Origin of the sequence: Pseudomonas carassii (assembly GCF_036324045.1) — a bacterium.
In the GTDB taxonomy this organism is placed as follows: Bacteria; Pseudomonadota; Gammaproteobacteria; order Pseudomonadales; family Pseudomonadaceae; genus Aquipseudomonas; species Aquipseudomonas peradeniyensis.
In genome coordinates, this window is the sequence record NZ_JAZDCT010000018.1 from 89,622 (window position 1) to 110,428 (window position 20,807).

The 20,807-nt window shown below is 66.7% G+C and carries 13 protein-coding genes; 9 read left to right on the plus strand and 4 right to left on the minus strand.

All coding sequences use genetic code 11. The features are described 5' to 3' along the window. Positions 1 to 113 precede the first annotated feature (113 nt). The 3 genes from glgX to V0R62_RS15175 all read left to right on the plus strand — a co-directional run bounded on the left by glgX (position 114) and on the right by V0R62_RS15175 (position 4,675). On the plus strand, positions 114 to 2,267 hold the full coding sequence (gene glgX, locus V0R62_RS15165; protein WP_330104318.1) for a glycogen debranching protein GlgX: 2,154 nt from the start codon (positions 114 to 116) through the stop codon (positions 2,265 to 2,267). A gap of 227 nt (positions 2,268 to 2,494) precedes the next feature. After that, positions 2,495 to 3,277, plus strand: coding sequence for an endonuclease/exonuclease/phosphatase family protein (locus tag V0R62_RS15170; protein WP_330104319.1), 783 nt, complete (start codon positions 2,495 to 2,497; stop codon positions 3,275 to 3,277). 321 nt (positions 3,278 to 3,598) lie between these two features. Then, positions 3,599 to 4,675: an autotransporter outer membrane beta-barrel domain-containing protein gene (locus V0R62_RS15175; protein ID WP_330104320.1), complete on the plus strand. Its 1,077-nt coding sequence runs from the start codon at positions 3,599 to 3,601 to the stop codon at positions 4,673 to 4,675. Positions 4,676 to 4,747: 72 nt separating this feature from the next. Here the strand turns inward: V0R62_RS15175 and glgB are convergent, their stop codons facing one another. The 3 genes from glgB to V0R62_RS15190 form a co-directional block, all read right to left on the minus strand. Continuing rightward, on the minus strand, positions 4,748 to 6,958 hold the full coding sequence (glgB, locus tag V0R62_RS15180) for a 1,4-alpha-glucan branching protein GlgB (RefSeq protein WP_330104321.1): 2,211 nt from the start codon (positions 6,956 to 6,958) through the stop codon (positions 4,748 to 4,750). Further along, positions 6,959 to 10,276, minus strand: coding sequence for a maltose alpha-D-glucosyltransferase (treS, locus tag V0R62_RS15185; protein ID WP_330104322.1), 3,318 nt, complete (start codon positions 10,274 to 10,276; stop codon positions 6,959 to 6,961). Positions 10,277 to 10,434: 158 nt separating this feature from the next. Further along, entirely contained in the window at positions 10,435 to 12,453 is a 2,019-nt protein-coding gene (locus V0R62_RS15190; RefSeq protein WP_330104323.1) for an alpha-1,4-glucan--maltose-1-phosphate maltosyltransferase, read from the minus strand. Between the two features lie 138 nt (positions 12,454 to 12,591). Here V0R62_RS15190 and V0R62_RS15195 point away from each other — a divergent pair, with 138 nt between their 5' ends. Continuing rightward, positions 12,592 to 12,747 (plus strand): hypothetical protein, encoded by a 156-nt coding sequence (locus V0R62_RS15195; protein WP_330104324.1) that lies wholly within the window; start codon positions 12,592 to 12,594, stop codon positions 12,745 to 12,747. Between the two features lie 218 nt (positions 12,748 to 12,965). Then, positions 12,966 to 13,226 carry an acyl carrier protein gene (locus V0R62_RS15200; RefSeq protein ID WP_330104325.1) on the plus strand — a complete coding sequence of 87 codons (261 nt, stop codon included), beginning with the start codon at positions 12,966 to 12,968 and terminating at the stop codon, positions 13,224 to 13,226. Here V0R62_RS15200 and V0R62_RS15205 read toward each other — a convergent pair. Further along, positions 13,201 to 14,871: an AMP-binding protein gene (locus V0R62_RS15205; protein ID WP_330104326.1), complete on the minus strand. Its 1,671-nt coding sequence runs from the start codon at positions 14,869 to 14,871 to the stop codon at positions 13,201 to 13,203. The genes V0R62_RS15200 and V0R62_RS15205 overlap by 26 nt on opposite strands. Positions 14,872 to 15,154: 283 nt before the next feature. Between V0R62_RS15205 and V0R62_RS15210 the strand changes: the two genes are divergently transcribed. From V0R62_RS15210 to V0R62_RS15225, 4 genes are read left to right on the plus strand one after another with little or no spacing between them, the layout of a single operon-like run. After that, entirely contained in the window at positions 15,155 to 16,318 is a 1,164-nt protein-coding gene (locus V0R62_RS15210; RefSeq protein ID WP_050706477.1) for an isovaleryl-CoA dehydrogenase, read from the plus strand. A gap of 19 nt (positions 16,319 to 16,337) precedes the next feature. Continuing rightward, positions 16,338 to 17,945 (plus strand): carboxyl transferase domain-containing protein, encoded by a 1,608-nt coding sequence (locus V0R62_RS15215; protein ID WP_186713535.1) that lies wholly within the window; start codon positions 16,338 to 16,340, stop codon positions 17,943 to 17,945. 3 nt (positions 17,946 to 17,948) lie between these two features. After that, positions 17,949 to 18,758: a gamma-carboxygeranoyl-CoA hydratase gene (locus tag V0R62_RS15220; protein ID WP_330104327.1), complete on the plus strand. Its 810-nt coding sequence runs from the start codon at positions 17,949 to 17,951 to the stop codon at positions 18,756 to 18,758. After that, on the plus strand, positions 18,755 to 20,707 hold the full coding sequence (locus tag V0R62_RS15225; protein WP_330104328.1) for an acetyl/propionyl/methylcrotonyl-CoA carboxylase subunit alpha: 1,953 nt from the start codon (positions 18,755 to 18,757) through the stop codon (positions 20,705 to 20,707). Before V0R62_RS15220 ends, V0R62_RS15225 begins: the two co-directional genes overlap by 4 nt. Positions 20,708 to 20,807 lie beyond the last annotated feature (100 nt).

A 20,807-nucleotide genomic window follows, 5' to 3' on the forward strand; every position in this document is an offset into this window, starting at 1 on the left:
TTCGCGGGTAAACCCGCTCCCACAGGGGAGTTGCATGCACCTGTGGGAGCGGGTTTACCCGCGAAGAGGCCCGCATTGACACCCAGGCAACGCCCCGGACCATGAGGACCGCCATGAGCCCCCGCACCCCGAAGAAGACCCGTTCCGTCGCCCCGTCGCGCATCCGCGAGGGCCTGCCCTTTCCGCTCGGCGCCACCTGGGACGGCCTGGGGGTCAACTTCGCGCTGTTCTCGGCCAACGCCACCAAGGTCGAGCTGTGCTTGTTCGACCCCAGCGGCGAGGAGGAAATCGAGCGCATCGAGCTGCCCGAGTACACCGACGAGATCTACCACGGCTACCTGCCCGACGCCCACCCGGGCCTGGTCTACGGCTACCGCGTGCACGGCCCTTACGAACCCGAGAACGGTCACCGCTTCAACCCCAACAAACTGCTGATCGACCCCTACGCCAAACAACTGGTCGGCACGCTGAAGTGGTCCGAGGCGCTGTTCGGCTACACCATCGGCCACCCCGACGCCGACCTCTCGTTCGATGAGCGCGACAGTGCGCCGTTCGTGCCCAAGTGCAAGGTCATCGACCCGGCCTTCACCTGGGGCCGCGACCAGCGCGTGCTGATCCCCTGGGAGCGCACGATCATCTACGAGGCCCACACCCGTGGCGTCAGCATGCGCCACCCGGCAGTGCCCGAGCACCTGCGTGGCACCTTCGCGGGGCTGGCCAACGACGAGCTGCTGGCGCATATCAAGGAGCTTGGCGTATCGAGCATCGAACTGCTGCCGATCCACGCCTTCGTCAACGACCAGCACCTGCTGGACAAGGGCCTGAACAACTACTGGGGCTACAACAGCATCGCCTTCTTCGCGCCCCATCCGCGCTACCTGGCCAGCGGCAAGATCGCCGAGTTCAAGGAGATGGTCGCGCACCTGCACGATGCCGGGCTCGAGGTGATCCTCGACGTGGTCTACAACCACACCGCCGAGGGCAACGAGCGCGGCCCGACCCTGTCGATGCGTGGCATCGACAACGCCTCGTACTACCGCCTGATAACCGACGACCGGCGTTTCTACATCAACGATTCGGGCACCGGCAACACCCTCGACCTGAGCCACCCACGGGTGCTGCAACTGGTCACCGACTCGCTGCGCTACTGGGCCGGCGAGATGCACGTGGACGGCTTTCGCTTCGACCTGGCGACCATCCTCGGCCGCTATCACGACGGCTACAGCGAGCGTCACGGCTTTCTTGTCGCCTGCCGCCAGGACCCGATGCTCAGCCAGACCAAGCTGATCGCCGAGCCCTGGGACTGCGGCCCGGGCGGCTACCAGGTGGGCAACTTCGCCCCCGGCTGGGCCGAGTGGAACGATCGCTTCCGCGACACCGTGCGCAGCTTCTGGAAGGGCGACGAAGGCATGCTCGCCGACTTCGCCTCGCGCATGACCGCCTCGGGCGACCTGTTCAACAACCGCGGCCGGCGCCCCTACGCCTCGGTCAACTTCGTCACCGCCCATGACGGTTTCACCCTGCGCGACCTGGTGTCGTACAACGACAAGCACAACGAAGACAACGACGAAAACAACCAGGACGGCACCAACAACAACCTATCGTGGAACTGCGGCGTTGAAGGCCCCACCGACGACCCGGCGATCAACGCCCTGCGCATGCGCCAGATGCGCAACTACTTCGCCACCTTGCTGCTGGCCCAGGGCACGCCGATGATCGTCGCCGGCGACGAATTCAGCCGCACCCAGCACGGCAACAACAACGCCTACTGCCAGGACAGCGAGATCGGCTGGGTGAACTGGGACCTGGATGAGGACGGCAAGGCGCTGATGGCCTTCGTCAAGCGCCTGACCCGCCTGCGCCTGGCCTACCCGATCCTGCGCCGCTCACGCTTTCTGGTCGGTGACTACAACGAGGCGATCGGGGTCAAGGACGTCACCTGGCTGGCCCCGGACGCCAGCGAGATGACCGTCGAGCAGTGGGAAGACCCGCACGGGCGCTGCCTGGGCATGCTGATGGACGGCCGCGCCCAGGTCAGCGGCATTGCCCGGCCCGGCGCCGAGGCAACCCTGCTGCTGATCGTCAACGCCTACCACGACGTGGTGCCGTTCACCCTGCCGGCGGTGCCGGAGGGCGACTACTGGAGCTGCCTGGTGGACACCGACCGACCCGAGCTGCGCAAGCCGCAGCACCTGGCGTTCGACACGGTGTTCGAGGTCAAGGGACGATCGCTGCTGTTGCTGGTGCTGCAGCGGGAGGAGGACTGAACCTGCAATGGGCCTTTTCGGTCCTACACTCATGACTTTCAAGGTTTTTGCGATTTTTGGGGATGACCACTCCAGTTCAAGATTGCCGGGGCTGCCTTGCAGCCCTTTCGCGGCACAAGGCCGCTCCTACAGGGTACGCGGTCGCCTGTAGGAGCGGCCTCGTGCCGCGAAAGGGCTGGGACCCACAAAGCCCGCCCCCGCAACGGGACTTACCAACAGGAGCCGTCGTGAGCAGTCCAGGTTTCGCCAACGTCAACCAGGCCCCGGCAGTGCACCGGGTCAAGGTGCTGACGGTCAACACCCACAAGGGCTTCACCGCCTTCAACCGACGCTTCATCCTGCCGGAGCTGCGCGAGGCGGTGCGCAGCACCGAGGCCGACATCGTGTTCCTCCAGGAAGTGCTCGGCAGCCACGACCGCCACGCCGCGCGCTACCCCGGCTGGCCACGGACCTCGCAGTACGAGTTCCTCGCCGACAGCATGTGGAGCGACTTCGCCTACGGCCGCAACGCGGTCTACCCCGACGGCCACCACGGCAACGCGCTGCTGTCCAAGTACCCGATCATCGAGCACCGCAACCTCGACGTGTCGATCACCGGCCCCGAGCGCCGCGGCCTGCTGCACTGCGTGCTGGACGTGCCCGGGCAGCGCCAGGTGCATGCCATCTGCGTGCACCTGTCGTTGCTCGAGCGCCACCGCCAGCAACAACTGCACCTGCTGCGCCGGCTGCTCGACGCCCTGCCCGCCGACGCCCCGGTGATCATCGCCGGCGACTTCAACGACTGGCAGCTGCGCGGCAACCACACCCTGGGGCTGCAGCACGGCCTGCACGAGGCCTTCGAGCGCCACCACGGCCTGCTGGCCCGCACCTACCCCGCGCGCCTGCCGCTGCTGCGCCTGGACCGCATCTACCTGCGCAACGCCGACAGCCACGCACCGAGAATCCTCGGCAACAAGCCCTGGACCCACCTCTCCGACCATCTGCCGCTGGCGGTGGAAGTGCGGTTGTAGCAACGATTCGGCATAGCCGCGAGGCGGTAAATCACCATTATCGATATGCGCCTTTCAAATTTACGCAAATTCAACAAGTTAAACAGTCAAACAGGTATTTTTCGATCCTTTCACGCTTTCTTGACGCAAGCGCCGTCCTCTCCTTAGCTGAACAGTAATCACCAGACGTAAAAACTCGTGCCGGGCCTCTAGCGCGCGCCCTCGTGCGCTCTCCAGAAGGCTGGTGCGCTGGTACCTGTCGCCCCCTGTTCTTGTCGTACAGCTCGTGACATCAGGCCAGGTCGTGGGCTGTTCACTTCACACATCAACAGGAGATCCGCCATGAAAAGCACCTCGAATCCCTCGCGCTTCGACGCTTTTTTCTGTGCGGTTTCCACGTCGCTGCTCTTGGCAACCCCGGTGGAAACCTTCGCCTTCGAAACGCAGGAGGGCGAACCCTTCGCCCCTGTCCTGGCGCAGCCCGAGGTGCCGCGATTGTCGCTCGATCCAGTCAGCGTCAGCGGCCTCAACCAGGGCCTGCTCAGCGCTTTCTCCGAGCGCATGGGTGAGCGCCACGGCCAACCCGACAACGACCATATCGCCAGCCAGTGGGCGCAGTTCTTCCCCGGCGCGCCGCGCCAGGGCGTCCAGCCACCAGCGCAGGTAGAGGCGCCCAGCCAGCAGATGATGATCGGCCCGGACCTGTTCGTGCGTGAAACCAGCGGCGGCAACGTGCACCGCGCGGGGATCTTCGTCGGCCACAACAACCTGCAGAGCACCTTCAACGGCATGCGCCCGCTGCTGGGCGACAAGCAGCGTGACGCGGTCAACCTCAGCGGCGAGAGCCTGGGCGTGTACTGGAGCATGACCCACGAGCAGGGCTGGCATGTGGACGCCGTGGCCATGGGCACGCGCATCGACGTCAACGGCCGCTCCCAGGCTGGCCAGCGGCTGGATGACAGCGGCCACGCGATGACCTTCTCGGTGGAAGGCGGCTACCCCATCGGCCTGGGCGCCGGCTGGGTGATCGAGCCCCAGGCGCAGTTGATCAACCAGCAGTTCTTCCCCGGTAGCCAGGTGCAGGAAGAAACCCTGCAGGCCTTCGACAGCCAGCCCAGCTGGAGCGGCCGGGTCGGCGCCAAGCTGTCGGCGCGTTACGAAGTGCGCGGCATGCCCATCGAACCCTATGTGCGCACCAACGTCTGGTACGACTTCAGCAACGCCGACCCGGTGAAGCTGGACCAGGTCGACAAGATCTCCAGCTCGCGCAGCGCCGCCACGGTTGAACTGGGCTTGGGCCTGGTGGCCCGGGTCACGCCGAACGTGGCGCTGTTCGTCAGTGCCGACTACAGCTCCGATGTGGATGACAATGACCTGAATGGGTTGATTGGTAGTTTGGGGGTCAGGATGCGTTGGTAGACGACCACCGCACTCCTGTAGGAGCGGCCTTGTGCCGCGAAAGGGCCGCTCCTACAGGGAGAGAGGAAACCATCAGGCCGGCTTCATCACCAACACCCCCAACGGCGGCAGGTTCAGCGCCAGCGACAACGGCTGGCCATGGCTGGCGATCGCCTCGCTGGCCACCGCCCCCAGGTTCCCCACGTTCGACCCGGCATACAGCCCGGCGTCGCTGTTGAGCAACTCCTGCCACCGTTCACCGAACGGCACGCCGATCCGGTAACCCTCTCGTGGCACCGGGGTGAAGTTGGCCACCACCAGCAAGGGCTCGCCCTGGCTGCTCCAGCGCAGCCAGGCGTACACGCTGTTGTGCGCGTCATCGCCGATCAGCCACTGGAAGCCCTGGGCCCGGCAGTCCTGCTCGTGCAGCGCCGGCAGTTCACGGTACAGCCGGTTGAGGTCGGCCACCAGCTTCTGCACGCCCTGGTGCTCGGAGTACTGCAGCAGGTACCAGTCCAGTTGCTGGTCGTGGTTCCACTCGCGCCACTGGCCGAACTCGCAGCCCATGAACAGCAGCTTCTTGCCGGGGTGGGTCCACATGAACGCCAGGTACGCCCGCAGGTTGGCGAACTTCTGCCAGCGATCGCCGGGCATCTTGTCGATCAGCGAATGCTTGCCGTGGACCACCTCGTCGTGGGAAATCGGCAGGATGAAATGCTCGGAATAGGCGTAGATCAGCCCGAAGCTCATCTCGTTGTGATGATAGGTGCGGTGCACCGGGTCGTTCTGGATGTAATGCAAGGTGTCGTGCATCCAGCCCATGTTCCACTTGTAGGCGAAGCCCAGGCCGCCCTGCTGCACCGGCTGGCTGACGCCGGGCCAGGCGGTGGACTCCTCGGCGATGATCAGCGCGCCCGGCGCCTCATGGGCGGCGACGCCGTTGAGGTGGCGGATGAAGTCGATGGCCTCGAGGTTCTCGCGCCCGCCGTGGCGGTTGGGCACCCATTCGCCGGCCTTGCGCGAATAGTCGCGGTAGAGCATCGAGGCCACTGCGTCCACGCGCAGGCCGTCGATGTGGAAGTGTTTGAGCCAGTGTAGCGCCGAAGCCAGCATGAAACCGCGCACCTCGTTGCGGCCGAGGTTGTAGATCAGCGTGTTCCAGTCCTGGTGGAAGCCTTCCAGCGGGTTGTCGTATTCGTACAGGGCGGTGCCGTCGAAACGCGCCAGGCCATGTTCGTCGGTGGGGAAATGCGCTGGCACCCAGTCGAGGATCACGCCGATGCCGCCCTGGTGGCAGGCATCGACGAAGCAGGCGAAGTCCTCGGCGCTGCCATAGCGCGAGGTCGGCGCGAACAGCGACAGCGGCTGGTAGCCCCAGGAGCCGCCGAAGGGGTGCTCCATGATCGGCATCAGCTCGATATGGGTGAAGCCCAGCTCCTGCACGTAGGGCACCAGGCGCTCGGCCAGCTCGCGCCAGTTGTAGAAGCGCGCGACTTCGCCGGCATCGTCCAGCTCGCAGCGCCAGGAGCCGGCGTGCAGTTCGTAGATCGACAGCGGCGCGCTGTAGGCGTGGCGCTGGGCGCGCTGCTCCATCCACTGGCCGTCGCGCCAGTCGTGGGCCAGGGCCCCGGCCACCTTCGAGGCAGTGCTCGGCGGAAGCTCCGTGGCGCGGGCCAGGGGGTCGGCCTTGAGCGGCAGCACGCCGTCCGCGCCCAGCACTTCGAACTTGTAGGCCTCGCCCACGCCGAGCCTGGGCACGAACAGCTCCCAAACCCCGGCGCTGTGGCGCAGGCGCATGGGGTGGCGGCGACCGTCCCAGTTGTTGAAATCGCCGACCACCGAGACCCGCCGGGCGTTGGGCGCCCACACCGAGAAGCACACGCCCGCGACACCGTCGGCAACGGTCGGCTGGGCGCCGAAACGCCCGGACAGGTCGCGGTGGTTGCCCTCGGCGAACAGGTAGAGGTCCATGTCGCCCAGTTGCGGGCCGAAGCTGTAAGGGTCCTCGGTGACCTGCTCGCCGCCGGCCCAGCCGATCTGCAGCAGGTAGGCCCGTGCCTCATCGAGGTGCGCGGTGAACAGCCCCGGCACGCTGCCCTGCACCATTTCGGCTAGCACCTGCCCATCGTCGCGCGCCAGCAGTCGTGCGTTCAGGGCATTGGGCAGGAAGGCGCGGACGACCAGGCCGCCCGCGCCGTCGCCATGGGGGCCGAGCACGGCAAATGGATCGGCGTGCTCGGCGCGGGCCAGGGCGTCGAGGTCCCGTTGCCGAAGGCCGCCGTTGTCACGCGTGGTTGCATTCATCTATGACTCTCCCCAGGTACTGATCAGTCCATGCAGGCCATGCAAAGGCACGGCCAGCCAGCTTGGCCGGTTTTCGGCTTCATAGGTGATTTCGTAGGCGGCCTTCTCCAGGCAGAACAGCTCCAGCGCCGCGCGCTCACCCTCGGCCTGCTGCCAGGCGTGGGGCATGGCGGCGGTGGCCAGCCCGTAGGCTTCGACGAAGGCGTGACGCGACTGGTGCAGGTACTGCCGGGCGACCCGCTGCCGGGCCTGGCGCGCCGCGTCGGACAGGTCGACCGCCGAGGCGCTGCGCAGGATCATCGCAGCAGCATAGTCGAAGGATCGCAGTACGCCGCTGACATCCTTGTACGGGCTGTGTTTCGCCCGCCGCTCGTCGAGCGGGCGCGCCGGCTCGCCCTCGAAATCGATCAGGTAGGCGTCGCCCTGCACCACCAGCACCTGGCCCAGGTGCAGGTCGCCGTGCACGCGCATCAGCAGGCCGCCCCGGGCCTGCCGGGCGAGGTTGTCGACGTGCTGCCGCAGGCCTTCACGCTGTTGCTGCAGGTCGTCGACCAGGACCTGGCTGTCGCGGTCCAGGGTGTCGCGGTGCTGGGCCAGCAGGTCGAGGGCACGGGTCAGCTCGGCGCTGATCTGCCGGCTCCAGCGCTCGCTGTCCCGGGCATCGCTCGGGCGGGACTGGAACGCCGCGTCGTCGCTCGGCGCGGCCAGCAGCAGGTGCATCTCGCCCAGGCGTTGGCCGAGCAAGGCGGCAAAACCTGTCAGCTCGGCCAGGGCATCGGTATGCGCCTCCGACTCGACATTGCCGGGCTCCATCTGGTCGCGGATCGCCCGCTCCAGGGTGTTCTGCGTCCAGTCCCAGGCATCGCCCTGGTTGCTCAGGTAGCCCTGGGCGATCATCAGCAGATGGGGCTGGCCACTGTCATCGACACGGCTGACCCAGGCCAGCAGGGGCGAAATATTGGCAAAGCCCGCAGCGGTCAGGTACGCGCTCATCTCAAGCTCCGGATGCACCCCCGGATTGACCCGGCGAATCAGCTTGAGCACCAGGCTGCCGCCGACCACCACCGAGCTGTTGGACTGCTCGGCGCCCAGGTAGCGCACCTCGCTCTGCTCATCGAGCTGCAGCGCGGCCAATGCCTCGGTGCGATGGAAATGCAGCTCGCCCAGGCCATCGCCACAGGGCAGGCGCAGGCCCTCCTGGCAGCCCTTGAGCACGGCGCGAATGAACGGTTCGAGCACGAAGGCGTCGGTGATCAGCCCCACCTGGCGGCCACGGCGCACCCGCGACAGCGCCAGTTGCTGAGGCAGCGCCGCGTTGATCTGCTCCTCCGGCAGCAGGCCGAAGGGCAACTGGTAGTGAGTGACGACGCCCTCGCTGTGCACCTCCAGCTCGGCGAGCAGCACCGGCAGCGCCGTGGTGGCGAAGCGCACGCCATAGCTCAGGCGTACCTGGTCAATGGGCCCTTCCTTGCCGGCGAACCAGCGGCGCTTGGGCAGGTATTGCGGCAGGATGGATGCCTGCAAGGTCTCGCGCGATGGCGACTCGAGCAGCTCCTCCATGCGCTTGCGCAGCACCAGGGTGGTCAGCTCGGGCAGGCCCTCGGCGGGCTGTACATGCCAGCTGGGCATGCGGTCGTGACTGGCCAGCAGGAACCAGTAGAAGCCATAGGGCGGCAGGGTCAGCAGGAACGGCAGTTGGCCGATGGGCGGGAAGGCGCTGCCGCCGAGCATCTCCACCGGCACCTTGTCGGCGTACTGCGACAGTTCCAGCTCCGCCGCCTGGGCCGCCCGCGAGACGTTGGCCACGCACAGCACGATTTCGCCGTTGCCGTCGGCATCGGTGTATTCACGTATGTACGCCAACACCCGGCGATTGCTCGGTGTGAGCATCTTCAGGCTGCCACGGCCAAAGGCCTTCTGCTGCTTGCGCACCGCCAGCAGCCGGCGGTTCCAGTTGAGCAGCGAATGCGGGTCGTGGGCCTGGGCCTCGACGTTGATGGTCTGGTAGCCGTACAGCGGGTCCATGATCGGCGGCAGCACCAGGCGCTGCGGATCGGCCCGGGAGAAACCGCCGTTGCGGTCCGGCGACCATTGCATGGGCGTGCGCACGCCGTCGCGGTCGCCCAGGTAGATGTTGTCGCCCATGCCCAGCTCGTCGCCGTAGTACAGGGTCGGGGTGCCGGGCATCGACAGCAGCAGGCTGGTCAGCAGTTCGATGCGCCGCCGGTCGCGCTGCAGCAGTGGCGCCAGGCGCCGACGAATGCCAAGGTTGATGCGCGCGCGACGGTCCTCGGCGTAGTAGTTCCACAGGTAGTCGCGCTCGCGGTCGGTGACCATCTCCAGGGTCAGCTCATCGTGGTTGCGCAGGAAGATCGCCCATTGGCAGTTGGCCGGAATCTCCGGGGTCTGGCGCAGGATATCGGTGATCGGGAAGCGGTCCTCCATGGCCAGGGCCATGTACATGCGCGGCATCAGCGGGAAGTGGAAGGCCATGTGGCACTCGTCGCCGTCGCCCTCGCCGAAGTACGGGCGGGTGTCCTCCGGCCACTGGTTGGCCTCGGCCAGCAACATGCGGTCGGGGTAGTTGGCGTCGATCTCGGCGCGGATGGCCTTGAGCACGGTGTGGGTTTCGGGAAGGTTCTCGTTGTTGGTGCCGTCGCGCTCGATCAGGTACGGGATGGCGTCCAGGCGCAGGCCGTCGACGCCGATGTCGAGCCAGTAGCGCATCACGCCGATCACGGCCTTGAGCACTTGCGGGTTGTCGAAGTTCAGGTCCGGCTGGTGCGAGTAGAAGCGGTGCCAGAAGTACTGGCCGGCGACCGGGTCCCAGGTCCAGTTGGACTTCTCGGTGTCGAGGAAGATGATCCGCGTGCCATCGTATTTCTGGTCGTCGTCGGACCACACGTAGAAGTCCCTGGCCTTGCTGCCGCGCCTGGCGTGGCGGGCGCGCTGGAACCAGGGATGCTGGTCGGAGGTGTGGTTGATGACAAGCTCCGTGATCACCCGCAGGCCGCGCTTGTGGGCCTCGGCGATGAAGCGCTTGGCATCGGCCATGCTGCCGTAGTCCGGGTGCACGGCCTTGTACTCGGCGATGTCGTAGCCGTCGTCGCGTCGGGGCGAGGGGTAGAACGGCAGCAGCCAGAGGGTGTTGACGCCCAGTTCGGCGATGTAGTCGAGCTTGCCGATGAGCCCTGCGAAATCGCCGATGCCGTCGTTGTTCGAATCGAAGAACGATTTCACGTGCAACTGGTAGATCACCGCGTCCTTGTACCACAGCGGATCGTCGATGAAGGCTGCCGGGCGGGAACGCTTGGCCATTGGGGACTCCTTTCATTTCAGGTTCGACACGCACCCTGTAGGAGCGGCCTTGTGCCGCGAAAGGGCTGCGTAGCAGCCCCGGCAATCTCTGCAGCGTCGCTGAAATCCTGGGGCCGCTTCGCGCCCCTTTCGCGACACAAGGCCGCTCCTACAGGGAATTAGCGCAGCTTCTCGATGCGCCAGATACCAAACGGCTGGTGCCACGGCTCGATGCGCATCCACTGGGTCTTGCCATGCCAGGTCCAGCGGTGGCCATTCACCAGGTCCTCGCCCTGGGTATCGGCGTTATCGTCCAGCCCCAGTTCCCACAGCGGCAGCTCGAAACTGGCCTCCTGGGCGTTGTACGGGTCGAGGCTGATGGCCACCAGGATCACGTTGTCGCGCTCGGGTGTGCGCTTGGCGAAATACAGGATCTGATCGTTCCAGCAGTTGAGGAACACCACCCCCAGGTGAGTCTGCAGGGCGCGGTTCTGCCGGCGGATGCGGTTGAGCTGGGCGATCTCGGCGACGATGTTGCCGGGCTGGGTGAAATCGCGCGGGCGGATCTCGTACTTCTCCGAATCCAGGTACTCCTCCTTGCCCGGCAGCGGCGTGCCCTCGCACAGCTCGAAGCCCGAGTACATGCCCCATAGGCCCGAGCCCATGGTCGCCAGCGCGGCGCGTATGAGAAAGCCGGGACGGCCCGAGGTCTGCAGGAAGAACGGGTTGATGTCCGGCGTGTTGACGAAGAAGTTGGGCCGGTAGCACTGGCTCCACGGCGGCTGGTTGAGCTGCTCGAAGTACTCGCGCAGCTCCTGCTTGCTGTTGCGCCAGGTGAAGTAGGTGTAGCTCTGGGCATAACCGACCTTGCCCAGGCGCGCCATCATCGCCGGGCGGGTGAAGGCCTCGGCGAGGAAGATCACCTCGGGGTGCTGGCTGCGCACATTGGCGATCAGCCATTGCCAGAACGGCAATGGCTTGGTGTGCGGGTTGTCGACGCGGAAGGTCTTCACGCCCTCCTCCACCCAGCCGAGCACCACGTCGCGCAAGGCCAGCCACAGGCTCGGCACCGATTCGGGGGCGTAGAAGTCGACGTTGACGATGTCCTGGTACTTCTTCGGCGGATTCTCGGCGTAACGGATGCTGCCGTCGGGGCGCCAGCTGAACCAGCCGGGGTGCTCCGTGAGCCAGGGGTGGTCCTGGGAGCACTGGATGGCGAAATCCAGGGCGATCTCCAGCCCATGCTCGGCGGCAGCGGCGACCAGCCGGCGGAAGTCCTCGCGGCTGCCCAGCTGTGGGTGGATGGCATCGTGCCCGCCCTCGGGGCTGCCGATGGCGTAGGGGCTGCCGGGGTCGCCTGGCTCGGCCTGCAAGGCGTTGTTGCGCCCCTTGCGGTGCTTCATGCCGATGGGGTGGATCGGCGGGAAGTACAGCACGTCGAAGCCCATGTCGCGGATCATCGGCAGGCGCTGGTGCACATCGTCAAACCTGCCGTGGCGCTCGGCATCGTCGGTGATCGAGCGCGGAAACAGTTCGTACCAGCTGGCGAACAGCGCCGCCTCGCGGTCCACATCCAGGGGAAACTCGCGGCTGCGGGTGAGGTAGCTGCGGTGCTCGGCCTCGGCCATCAGCTGGGCCGCGTCGGGGTGCAGCAGCAACATCACCTGGTCATCCACCGGCAAATCCGGCAGGCGTTGTTGCAAGCGTTCAAGCTGCTCGCGCAAAAGCCCGTCGCTGCGCTCGATGCCCTGGCCCAGCAGCAGCCGGCCCTCCTCCAGTTCGAGCTTCACATCCACACCGGCGGCGTACTTTTTCTCCAGGTCGTGGCAGTAGGTGGCGAAAGGGTCGATCCAGGCCTCGATGCTGAACAGGTGCAAGCCCAGCTCGGTGGGGGTGAAGTCCGCCAACCACAGGTCGTTACCCGGCGAGTGCATCGTCACGCAGTGCCAGCGCCGACTGTGGGCCTGGCGCCAGTTCAGGCTCACCGCCAGGCGGTCGTGGCCATCGCTGTAGACCTTGGCCGTCACCTCGACCTGGTGCCCGCGCACCGCCTTGGCGGCGAAGGAGCCGCCGTCGAGCACCGGGCTTGCGTCCTCGATCACGATGCGCGGCGCCAGCAGCGCCTGGGACAGGCTGATGGCCTGGTCCGGGTGATCGTTGGCCATGGGCACGCTTTCGAACGGCTCTTTACCAGACATCGACCTGCTCCCCTGGGCTGGTGGCGGTAAGGGTTCAGAGCCGTGGTCGGGCGCGGGGGTTCAAAAAAAATGAGCGTCGGGCGCAGGCCTGGGTCAAAGCCTGCGACACCTCTTCATTCATCCCGCGAGGCCAGGCCCATGAACATTCCCATTCCACCGGAGACACCCGATCCGAACATCGACGACCCGACCTTGCCGCCGCCGGTGCCCGAAGAGGATCCGGATGAGCTGCCGATCAAGCCGAGCGTGGGCGACCCGCCGAGCGAGGAGCCGCCGGTGAAAGGTAGAGGATAGACAAGGTTGTGGAATGTTGACCGCCTGAATCGGCCCCAGCGCGGGGCTAGCCCGCTCCCACAAGTGCCGTGTCGCCTGCGTGGGAGCGGGCTAGCCCCGCGATGAGGCCGGTCCTGGCAGCACAAAGTCGCGCCCGATACACCTGGCATTTCTGCCAGTGGCGCCCGATCACAAAGCCACGTAAAGAGAAGCACCGCCCTCTGACGATCACCTCCGGCATGCACTCGCGCCTCTACATCGCCTTCCACCTGCAATGGATCCTCGCCTGCTTCCTCGAGCAGAGCCTGCACCGGATCCGGCCGAACATCGCCATGGACGAACTGGGCGCCGACAGTTTCGACGTGGTGGAACTGCAAGCCATCGTGGAGGAGACATTCGGCATCTTCATCCCCCATCAAGTCCAGACCTACACCACCTTTGCCGAGCTGATCGACCTGGTCTACAAGGCGATGCCTAGCCCCCCAGCTCCTCCACGCTGATCTCGCGCATCCGGAACTTCTGCACCTTCCCCGTCACCGTCATCGGAAACGCATCGACGAAGCGGAAATGCCGCGGTGTCTTGAAATGCGCCAGCCGCGCCTTGCACCACTGCTGCAGTTCCTCGGCACTGGCACTGTGCCCGGGGTGCAGGCGAATCCACGCCACCACCTCCTCGCCATACTTGCTGCACGGAATCCCCACCACCTGCGCCTCGGCCACCGCCGGGTGGGTGTGGAAGAACTCCTCCAGCTCGCGCGGATAGATGTTCTCGCCACCGCGAATAATCATGTCCTTGTTGCGCCCGACGATGCGCACGTAACCCTCGTCGTCCATCACCGCCAGGTCGCCGGTGTGCATCCAGCCCGCCGGGTCGAGGGCGTCATGGGTGGCCTGCAGGTTGTCCCAGTAGCCGAGCATCACGCTGTAGCCCCGGGTGCACAGCTCGCCGATCTCGCCACGGGCAACGATGCGTCCGTCAGCATCCACCAGCTTGGTCTCCAGTTGCGGCTGGGTGCGGCCCACGGTGGTCACGCGCAATTCCAGGCCGTCATCGGGGCCGGTCTGCAGCGACACCGGGCTGGTCTCGGTCATGCCGTAGGCGATCTGCACCTCGGCCATGTGCATCTGCTCGATGACCTTGCGCATCACTTCGATCGGGCAGGTGGCGCCGGCCATGATGCCGCTGCGCAGTGTGGACAGGTCCAGCGCAGCGCGGCTGGGGTGATCGAGCATGGCGATGAACATGGTCGGCACGCCATAGAGGATGCTCGCGCGCTCCTCAGCCACGGCGCGCAGGGTGAGTTCGGCGTCGAAGGCGTCGTTGGGATAGATCAGGGTGCTGCCGTGGGTGATGCAGCCAAGATTGCCCATGACCATGCCGAAACAGTGGTACAGCGGTACCGGGATCACCATGCGGTCCTGCTCGGTCAGGCCCAGGCTCTCACCGACCATGTAGCCGTTGTTGAGCAGGTTGTAGTGGCTCAGGGTCGCGCCCTTGGGTGCGCCGGTGGTGCCGGAGGTGTACTGGATGTTCACCGGCTGGTCGAACTGCAGGCCCTGTTGCCGGGCCTCGTAGGCGGTGAGCTGCACCTGCCCTGCCCGCCCGGCCAGCGCGGTCCAGGGCAAGAAGCCCGTGGGCGGCTCGACGGCCAGGCTGATCACCCCGCGCAGGTCGGGCAGGCGTTCGCTGGCCAGCTCGCCCACGGCATGGGCCGCCAGCTCAGGTACCAACTCCTGCACCATCGCGTGGTAGTCGGAGGTCTTGAAGGCATCGGCGCACACCAGCCAGCGGCAGCCGGACTGGCGCAGCACGTATTCAAGCTCACCCACCCGATAGGCCGGGTTGATATTGACCAGGATCCCGCCGACCTTGGCCGTGGCCAACTGCAGGATGCACCACTGGGCGCAGTTGGGCGCCCAGATGCCGACCCGCTCGCCGACCTCCACGCCCAGCGCCATCAAGGCCCGGGCATGCACATCGACCTCGGCGGCCAGCTCGCGCCAGCTGTAGCGCAATCCCTGGTGGCGCACCACCAGCGCCTCGCGCTCGCCGTGGCGGGCGACGGTGGCATCGAAGGCCTGGCCGATGGTCAGGGTGAGCAATGGTTTGTCTTGACGGCCGCGCGTGTAGCTTGGTTGAGGCATGGTTGTCCCTTCTTGTGGTTGTTCTGGGCATGACTGAAGCAGGCGGCAATTACTCTGGCGCAGATTTACGTTTACGTAAAGGTGATGTTCCGATTGACACGCTCGAGAGGCAGGTTTACGTTAACGTCAACCACGCATCACGCCGACCCTGTAGGAGCGGGCTTGCCCCGCGATGAGGCCGGACCAGGCAGTACTGCTGGCCGTTCTGACGGGCATCGCGGGGCAAGCCCGCTCCTACAGGGCCGGCGTGGTACCTCGAACGCCAAGAACAAGAAGGTGCCCCATGCATTACCCCAGCCTGAACTTCGCCCTGGGCGAGACCATCGACATGCTCCGCGACCAGGTGCGCACCTTCGTTGCCGCCGAACTGGCGCCGCGCGCCGCGCAGATCGACCACGACAACCTGTTCCCCGCCGACATGTGGCGCAAGTTCGGCGACATGGGCCTCTTGGGCATCACCGTGCCGGAAGAATACGGCGGCGCCGGCCTGGGCTACCTGGCCCACGTGGTGTCGATGGAAGAGATCAGCCGCGCCTCGGCCTCGGTGGCCCTGTCGTACGGCGCCCACTCCAACCTGTGCGTCAACCAGATCAACCGCAACGGCACCCACGAGCAGAAGCTCAAATACCTGCCCAAGCTGATCAGCGGCGAGCACATTGGCGCCCTGGCCATGAGCGAGCCCAACGCCGGCTCCGACGTGGTGTCGATGAAGCTGCGCGCCGAAAAGCGCGGCGACCGCTACGTGCTCAACGGCAGCAAGACCTGGATCACCAACGGCCCCGACGCCAACACCTACGTGATCTACGCCAAGACCGACCTGGACAAGGGCCCCCACGGCATCACCGCGTTCATCGTCGAGCGCGACTGGAAAGGCTTCACCCGCAGCAACAAGTTCGACAAGCTCGGAATGCGCGGCTCCAACACCTGCGAGCTGTTCTTCGATGACGTCGAAGTGCCGGAAGAAAACATCCTCGGCCAGCTCAACGGCGGCGTGCGCGTGCTGATGAGCGGCCTGGACTACGAGCGCGTGGTGCTCGCCGGCGGCCCCACCGGCATCATGCAGAGCTGCATGGACCTGGTGGTCCCGTACATCCACGACCGCAAGCAGTTCGGCCAGAGCATCGGCGAGTTCCAGCTGATCCAGGGCAAGATCGCCGACATGTACACCCAGCTCAACGCCAGCCGCGCCTACCTGTACGCCGTGGCCCAGGCCTGCGACCGCAGCGAAACCACCCGCAAGGACGCCGCCGGGGTAATCCTGTACACCGCCGAGCGCGCCACGCAGATGGCCCTGGAGGCGATCCAGATCCTTGGCGGCAACGGCTACATCAATGAATTCCCGGCTGGCCGCCTGCTGCGCGACGCCAAGCTGTACGAGATCGGCGCCGGCACCAGCGAGATCCGCCGGATGCTGATCGGCCGCGAACTGTTCAACGAAACCCGCTGAGCACAAGGAACCGGCGTCCATGGCTACCTTGCATACCCAGATCAACCCGCGCTCGGCGGAATTCGCCGCCAACAGCGCGGCCATGCTCGAACAGGTCCAGGCCCTGCGCGGCCTGCTCGCCCAGGTCAGTCAGGGCGGCGGGCCGAAGGCCCAGGAGCGGCACACCTCCCGTGGCAAGCTGCTGCCCCGCGAGCGTATCGACCGCCTGCTCGACCCGGGCTCGGCGTTTCTCGAGATCGGCCAGCTGGCCGCCCATGAAGTCTACGGCGAAGACGTGCCGGCCGCCGGCGTGATCGCCGGCATCGGCCGGGTCGAAGGCGTGGAGTGCATGATCGTGGCCAACGACGCCACGGTCAAAGGCGGCTCCTACTACCCGCTGACGGTGAAAAAGCACCTGCGCGCCCAGACCATCGCCCTGCAGAACCGCCTGCCCTGTATCTACCTGGTGGACTCCGGCGGCGCCAACCTGCCGCGCCAGGACGAGGTATTCCCCGACCGCGAGCACTTCGGGCGGATCTTCTTCAACCAGGCCAACATGAGCGCCCTGGGGATCCCGCAGATCGCCGTGGTGATGGGCTCGTGCACCGCCGGCGGCGCCTATGTGCCGGCCATGGCCGACGAGGCGATCATGGTGCGCCAGCAGGCGACCATCTTCCTCGCAGGCCCACCGCTGGTGAAGGCCGCGACCGGTGAAGTGGTCAGCGCCGAGGACCTCGGCGGCGCCGACGTGCACTGCCGCACCAGCGGCGTGGCCGACCATTACGCCGATAACGACGAGCACGCCCTGGCCATCGCCCGGCGCAGCGTCGCCAACCTCAACTGGCACAAGCAGGGCAAGCTGCAGTGCCAGGCGCCGATCGCGCCGTTGTACAACGCCGAGGAGCTGTACGGTGTGGTCCCGGCCGACGCCAAGCAGCCGTTCGACGTGCGCGAGGTGATCGCCCGCCTGGTCGACGGTTCGGTGTTCGATGAATTCAAGGCGCTGTTCGGCACCACCCTGGTGTGCGGCTTCGCCCACCTGCACGGCTACCCGGTGGCGATCCTGGCCAACAACGGCATCCTCTTCGCCGAAGCTGCGCAAAAAGGCGCGCACTTCATCGAACTGGCCTGCCAGCGCGGCATCCCGCTGCTGTTCCTGCAGAACATCACCGGCTTCATGGTCGGCAAGAAGTACGAGGAAGGCGGCATCGCCAAGCACGGCGCCAAGCTGGTGACCGCGGTGGCCTGCGCCCAGGTGCCGAAATTCACGGTGATCATCGGCGGCAGTTTCGGCGCCGGCAACTACGGCATGTGCGGCCGCGCCTACGACCCGCGCTTCCTGTGGATGTGGCCTAACGCCCGTATTGGCGTGATGGGCGCCGAACAGGCGGCCGGCGTGCTGGCCCAGGTCAAGCGCGAGCAGAGCGAGCGCAGTGGCGAAGTGTTCAGCAGCGAAGACGAGAAGAAGCTCAAGCAGCCGATCCTCGACCAGTACGAGCGCCAGGGCCACCCCTACTACTCCAGTGCCCGGCTGTGGGACGACGGCGTCATCGACCCGGCGCAGACCCGCGATGTGCTCGGCCTGGCGTTGTCCGCCGCGCTGAACGCCCCGATCGAACAGAGCCGCTTCGGCATTTTCCGGATGTGACCCATGAGCGAATTCGCCACCCTTGAACTGGTCAAGGACCCTCGCGGCTTCGCCACCCTGTGGCTGAGCCGGGAAGACAAGAACAACGCCTTCAACGCGCAGATGATCCGCGAGCTGATCGTCGCCCTCGATCAGCTGGCCGAAGACGCCAGCCTGCGCTTCGTGCTGCTGCGCGGCCGTGGCCGGCACTTCAGCGCCGGCGCGGACCTTGCCTGGATGCAGCAGTCGGCGCAACTGGACTTCAACACCAACCTCGACGACGCCCACGAGCTGGGCGAGCTGATGTACGCCCTGCACCGGCTCAAGGCGCCGACCCTGGCCGTGGTGCAAGGCGCCGCTTTCGGTGGCGCGCTGGGGCTGATCAGCTGCTGCGACATGGCCATCGGTGCCGAGGACGCGCAGCTGTGCCTGTCGGAAGTGCGCATCGGCCTGGCCCCGGCGGTGATCAGCCCGTTCGTGGTCAAGGCCATCGGCGAGCGCGCCGCCCGCCGCTACGCCCTCACAGCCGAGCGTTTCAGCGGCGTGCGCGCCCGTGAACTGGGCCTGCTGGCCGAGGTGTACCCGGCCAGCGAGCTGGACGCCCAGGTCGAGGCCTGGGTCGACAACCTGCTGCAGAACAGCCCGCAGGCGCTGCGCGCCACCAAGGACCTGCTGCGCGAGGTGGACGCCGGAGAACTGAGCCCGGCCCTGCGCCGCTACTGCGAGAACACCATCGCCCGCATCCGCGTCAGCGCCGAAGGCCAGGAAGGCCTGCGCGCTTTCCTGGAAAAACGCCGCCCCGCCTGGCAAGACAACAAGGAGCCGCGCCCATGAGCCGACCCACGCTGACCACCCTGCTGGTCGCCAACCGCGGCGAGATCGCCTGCCGGGTAATGCGCACCGCCAAGGCCATGGGCCTGACCACCGTGACCGTGCACAGCGCCACCGACCGCGACGCGCGCCACAGCCGCGAGGCCGATATTCGTGTCGACCTCGGTGGCACCAAGGCCGCCGAAAGCTATCTGGTGATCGACAAGCTGCTCGCCGCGGCCAAGGCCAGCGGCGCCCAGGCGATCCACCCGGGCTATGGCTTCCTGTCGGAGAACGCCGGTTTCGCCCGCGCCATCGAACAGGCCGGGCTGATCTTCCTCGGCCCACCGGCCAGCGCCATCGATGCCATGGGCAGCAAGTCGGCGGCCAAGGCGCTGATGGAGTCCGCCGGCGTGCCGCTGGTGCCGGGCTACCACGGCGAGGCCCAGGACCTGGAGACCTTCCGCGCCGCCGCCGAGCGCATCGGCTACCCGGTGCTGCTCAAGGCCAGTGCCGGGGGCGGTGGCAAGGGCATGAAGGTGGTCGAGGACGAGAGCCAGCTGGCCGACGCCCTGGCCTCGGCGCAGCGCGAGGCGCAGTCGTCGTTCGGCGATGCGCGGATGCTGGTCGAGAAGTACGTGCTCAAGCCGCGTCATGTGGAGATCCAGGTGTTCGCCGACCAGCACGGCAACTGCCTGTACCTCAACGAGCGTGACTGCTCGATCCAGCGCCGTCACCAGAAGGTGGTCGAGGAAGCCCCGGCACCGGGCCTCTCCCCCGAGCTGCGCAAGGCCATGGGCGAGGCCGCGGTGCGCGCCGCCCAGGCCATCGGCTACGTGGGCGCCGGCACCGTCGAGTTCCTGCTCGATGCCCGTGGCGAGTTCTTCTTCATGGAAATGAACACCCGCCTGCAGGTGGAGCACCCGGTCACCGAGGCCATCACCGGGCTCGACCTGGTGGCCTGGCAGATCCGCGTGGCCTGCGGCGAACCGCTGCCGATCACCCAGGAGCAGGTGCCGCTGATCGGCCATGCCATCGAGGTGCGGCTGTACGCGGAAGATCCGGCCAACGAGTTCCTGCCGGCCACCGGCACCCTGGCGCTGTACCGCGAGTCGGCGCCGGGCGAAGGGCGTCGGGTGGATAGCGGCGTCAGCGAGGGCGATGTGGTGTCGCCGTTCTATGACCCGATGCTGGGCAAGCTGATTGCCTGGGGGCAGGACCGCGAACAGGCGCGCCTGCGGTTGCTGGCGATGCTCGATGAGTTCGCCATTGGCGGGGTGAAGACCAATATCGCCTTCCTGCGCCGCATCCTTGCGCACCCGGCGTTTGCCGAGGCGGAGCTGGACACCGGATTCATTCCGCGTCACCAGGACGTGTTGCTGCCGGCGCCGCAGGCGCTGCCGGCGCAGTTCTGGGAGGCTGCTGCCGAGGCGTGGCTGCAAGGCGAGCCTGTACTGCAGCGCCAGGACGACCGCGCTTCACCGTGGGCGGCCCGCGACGGCCTGCGCCTGGGCTTGCCGGCGCGCAGCAGCCTGCACTTGCAGTGCGAAGGGCATGAACAGGCGGTGGCATTGGAGCGCAGCGCACCTTCGACCTATCGGCTGGAGGGGGAGCAGCTGTGTCATGACCAGGGCGGCCTGCGCCGTCGGCATCTGGCGGTGCGTCGGGGTGGCACGCTGTACCTGCAATGGCAGGGTGAGTTGCATGCCGTCAGCGTTCATGACCCGATCGCGGCGGCCGAGGCCAGCCATAGTCACCAAGGCGGGCTGGGTGCGCCGATGAACGGCAGTATCGTGCGAGTGCTGGTCGAGCCGGGGCAGGTGGTCGAGGCCGGTACCGCGTTGGTGGTGCTGGAGGCGATGAAGATGGAGCACAGCATTCGGGCGCCCCACTCCGGGACGGTGAAGGCGCTGTTCTGCCAGGAGGGGGATATGGTCAGCGAAGGGACAGTGCTGGTCGAGCTGGAGGCATAACGAGCTTTCAAGGTTGAGCTAGGGGCGCTTTGCGCCCCTTTCGCGGCACAAGGCCGGGGCGGCGGGGGGGGGGGGGGGGGGGGGGGTGGGGGCTTGTGGC

What these genes read in the sequence shown, in the direction of transcription:
- V0R62_RS15220 (WP_330104327.1), top strand. Translation starts at nt 17,949, where the DNA reads ATGAGCGAATTCGCCACCCTTGAACTGGTCAAGGACCCTCGCGGCTTC.
- glgX (WP_330104318.1), top strand. Translation starts at nt 114, where the DNA reads ATGAGCCCCCGCACCCCGAAGAAGACCCGTTCCGTCGCCCCGTCGCGC.
- V0R62_RS15215 (WP_186713535.1), top strand. Translation starts at nt 16,338, where the DNA reads ATGGCTACCTTGCATACCCAGATCAACCCGCGCTCGGCGGAATTCGCC.
- V0R62_RS15210 (WP_050706477.1), top strand. Translation starts at nt 15,155, where the DNA reads ATGCATTACCCCAGCCTGAACTTCGCCCTGGGCGAGACCATCGACATG.
- treS (WP_330104322.1), bottom strand. Translation starts at nt 10,276, where the DNA reads ATGGCCAAGCGTTCCCGCCCGGCAGCCTTCATCGACGATCCGCTGTGG.
- V0R62_RS15195 (WP_330104324.1), top strand. Translation starts at nt 12,592, where the DNA reads ATGAACATTCCCATTCCACCGGAGACACCCGATCCGAACATCGACGAC.
- V0R62_RS15200 (WP_330104325.1), top strand. Translation starts at nt 12,966, where the DNA reads ATGCACTCGCGCCTCTACATCGCCTTCCACCTGCAATGGATCCTCGCC.
- V0R62_RS15190 (WP_330104323.1), bottom strand. Translation starts at nt 12,453, where the DNA reads ATGTCTGGTAAAGAGCCGTTCGAAAGCGTGCCCATGGCCAACGATCAC.
- glgB (WP_330104321.1), bottom strand. Translation starts at nt 6,958, where the DNA reads ATGAATGCAACCACGCGTGACAACGGCGGCCTTCGGCAACGGGACCTC.
- V0R62_RS15205 (WP_330104326.1), bottom strand. Translation starts at nt 14,871, where the DNA reads ATGCCTCAACCAAGCTACACGCGCGGCCGTCAAGACAAACCATTGCTC.
- V0R62_RS15225 (WP_330104328.1), top strand. Translation starts at nt 18,755, where the DNA reads ATGAGCCGACCCACGCTGACCACCCTGCTGGTCGCCAACCGCGGCGAG.
- V0R62_RS15175 (WP_330104320.1), top strand. Translation starts at nt 3,599, where the DNA reads ATGAAAAGCACCTCGAATCCCTCGCGCTTCGACGCTTTTTTCTGTGCG.